Consider the following 3,094-nt stretch of genomic DNA (forward strand, 5'->3'; position numbering starts at 1 on the left):
AATCCGGTTCAGTTGCATAATACGGCCCACCCGGTTTTTGCCGCAGGTTTCCCCGATTTCGTTCAGATCGCCATGAACCCGCCGGTAACCGTATACGCCTCCGCTCAGTGAATATGAATCACGGATAAGCGTCAGCAGACGCTGGTTATCTTTATCACGCGCCGAGACCGGGTTGTGTAGCCACGCGTAGAACCCGGCCCGGGCGACATGCAGTACCCGACACATCGTCATCACACCCCATACAGTGCGGTGCTCATTGATAAAGCGGTACTTCAGTCGGGCTCCCTTGCAAAGTACCGCGCGGCCTTTTTCAGGATATCCCGTTCTTCTTCGGTACGTTTTAGCTGTGCCCGTAGTTTCAGGATCTCGCTTTTGGCTTCCAGTAAATCCCTAGCATGCTGTTCGCTGTTATCAGGTTTGATAGCCCGTAGCCACTTGTAGAGGCTGTGTGCAGAAACACCCAGACGGTCAGATACTTCGGCAACGGAATAACCGCGTTCCGTTATCTGACGGACGGCTTCTTCCTTAAATTCAGGTGTAAATCGTGGTGTGCCCATACGCTCCTCCTATGCTCAAACTATAGGGCAGGATCGTCTACCGGGGTGGGGTCAGTCCAACTATAGGGCAGGATCGTCTACCGGGGTGGGGTCAGTCCAAAGGTACCGCGGATCTTTTTTGACACTGCTATCGGACTTCGTTGCGAATATTGCCGAGGCCTGGCAGGCCGCCGGGATTGATGCGCGCATAGATATCGCGTAGCATATAAATGACGGCGTCGTGCCAGATGGCCCCTATCTCTTTCTTTTTAAATAATAGCCGCCGCCAGATATGGTGTTTGACGTCAAAGCCGCCGCTGATAACGGAGACGTGAATATCTGTTGCTGATTGAGCTGCCGGCCTTGGGTGTTGAGTGCGCAGAAGATACGCACTTCAATACCCTGTTGGTGTACCCAGCGGATCATGGAGTGGGTGTCAACGCAGGAAGCATGCGCCAGCGGTTGAGATATCAGCGCTGCCGCGCTAGTCCCACAGGGGCGCTAGGTTCAGAGCAGATCGGAGTCACGTCCTGACCCGTCCGGTCAAACGCTGGGTATCGGATTCAGTACGGTGTTGGATGGGTATCTTAACAAGTCCGATAATGACCATTGCCCCGTTTGTGGGCGAGAAAATTTCAAATACTGAAAAAATTACCGTATATTTTTGAATTCCATGAGGAAAAACGAAAACAACCTGCGTGGCAACCTGTTCGGCGCAAAACTGCCACTGCAGGTGACCGTCAGAAACACGGCGACGCGGTTTAATCATAGTCTGCCCAATGTCCTGTATCCGTTAATCAATATCACGAGTATAGTGACGGCATCGTTATCTGCGTTTTCGAAATAAAACTTCAAAATCTGATATATTTGCGAATAAAAATGGCGCATTTCATGAAGCTCACTGCGGAAGAGCTGCACATATTACAAATCGCCTTATACCGACACTTTGCATTTTTTAATTGGCATGAGTGGTTAGTTATTTGAAAAAGATTAACGCATAAGTTATTATATTATAAATTTGTATATATCTTCAAGCATTGTGTGCTGCGCCAAATGATAGTTCCGTGCTTTGTAAGCAATTGATACTTCGGTATCAACGCTAATTAAACGCACGTATGAATGTAATTCTTCTGAATTGCATTAAAAACTCATCGCCTCAAAAAAAACTTCACTATTAATTAAAGCTAATGATAGATTATTAACACCCTAACATGGAGGTATTAATTTGAGTGTTGCCATCTCTCTATCTATATTTTTTATTTATCTTTCATTTGCTATGCATGTGCATGAGTTAAAAAAGAGAAGGATACACAGTGTTTACAAAAGGAAGCGAGTGAAAAAAAAGATAGCTATTCACAATCGGATTTATCTATTCTTAAAGATAATTCTATTCTTAACATGAATGATTTTATTGGAGTGATAAAATATTGTGTGTATTAGTCGCGACTTGGTCTGACACATGGCCTTGAAATGTTGAGAGTTACCGGTTTTGATATGGGTGTCGAATCCTTATACAAAACACGAGGCAACTCTCATGATTCATACTACCAATCCCGTCATCAAACACAAAGCTGGTTAACTCAATCTGGCTGAAGAACTCAGCAACGTATCAAAAGCCTGTAAAATCATGGGTGTTTCGCGTAATACGTTTTATTGTTACCGCGAACGGGCCGATGAAGGCGGTGTGGATGCGCTGATTAATCGTAGTCGCCGCGCACCTAACCTTAAGAGCCGTACCTATGAGGCAACTGAACAGGCTGTTTTTGATTACGCCGTCGCTTTCCCGGCACACGGACAGCACCGGACCAGCAACGAGCTGCGTAAACAGGGTGTTTTTATCTCCGGCAGTGGTGTCCGTTCTATCTGGTTACGCCATAACCTTGGTAATTTCAAAAAACGTCTGAAAGCACTGGAAGAAAAAGTGGCCCGTGATGGAATTGAACTGACCGACAGACTATCCGCCATTCTGCCGGCGAATATGTTTCTGCAGCAGGGGCAGTGCTGCCATGCTGCGGTGACCCATAATCTCTTCGTCGGGAATGACCGTCACATCAACCAGCGGAAAATCGCCGGTGTACAGTTTCCCGGCCAACGCCGGATCATCAAACTCCTGCAGCCAGTTGGTCGAGTAAGGGTACGGGTATGGTCTGCGTTTGCCGGTATTGAAAAGTACCGGGATGACCAGTAGCAGCGTTTATGGCCGGCAGATGGATGTCCATGAAGTCGCGGGCTATCTCAGGTTGCGTTAGAAATTGCCGGAAAGTGGCATCATGGGGCGGTTGCTGCACATTCGGTCAGCAGCTATCTTCTAAAAACCCCTCTCTTACTTTACCTGCCTGTAATTTTTACTTAAGTCAATAGATCTCGATTTATGGAATATATGATGCGGCATTTTTGCGTAACGCCACCTTGTTTCTGAAACCTTAAGCTCTGACCATAACCTCCGTAGAATATTTAAAAATTAAACCTTTTAAATTAATGTTAATTTTACGTTAATTTTTTGCTTTCGTTGCGTTGTATGATGCGTAAAAAACTACCAAGTCCATAATGTATTAACT

Annotated in this window: 1 protein-coding gene and 4 pseudogenes; 1 reads left to right on the forward strand and 4 read right to left on the reverse strand. The window is 46.1% G+C overall.

What is annotated here, in order from left to right; translation table 11 throughout:
* The 3 genes and pseudogenes from ACUXAC_RS26850 to ACUXAC_RS26860 form a co-directional block, all read right to left on the reverse strand.
* Nucleotides 1-557, reverse strand: a pseudogene (locus ACUXAC_RS26850) (transposase); the annotation flags it as partial.
* Nucleotides 558-693: 136 nt separating this feature from the next.
* A pseudogene (locus ACUXAC_RS26855) lies at nucleotides 694-971 on the reverse strand (transposase); the annotation flags it as partial.
* Between the two features lie 88 nt (nucleotides 972-1,059).
* Nucleotides 1,060-1,305: a hypothetical protein gene (locus tag ACUXAC_RS26860; protein ID WP_454267149.1), complete on the reverse strand. Its 246-nt coding sequence runs from the start codon at nucleotides 1,303-1,305 to the stop codon at nucleotides 1,060-1,062.
* An 816-nt stretch (nucleotides 1,306-2,121) separates the two neighbouring features.
* On the opposite strand from ACUXAC_RS26860, the pseudogene ACUXAC_RS26865 reads away from it, so the two are divergent.
* Nucleotides 2,122-2,505, forward strand: a pseudogene (locus tag ACUXAC_RS26865) (helix-turn-helix domain-containing protein); the annotation flags it as partial.
* Here ACUXAC_RS26865 and ACUXAC_RS26870 read toward each other — a convergent pair.
* Nucleotides 2,500-2,824 (reverse strand): annotated as a pseudogene (locus ACUXAC_RS26870) (Rpn family recombination-promoting nuclease/putative transposase); the annotation flags it as partial. The pseudogenes ACUXAC_RS26865 and ACUXAC_RS26870 sit on opposite strands and share 6 nt — an antisense overlap.
* Nucleotides 2,825-3,094: the final 270 nt, after the last annotated feature.

This window comes from Serratia sp. 121840015-1, from assembly GCF_053627655.1.

Coding starts and splice junctions, on each gene's coding strand:
- ACUXAC_RS26860 (WP_454267149.1), bottom strand. CDS start 1,305: ATGATTAAACCGCGTCGCCGTGTTTCTGACGGTCACCTGCAGTGGCAG.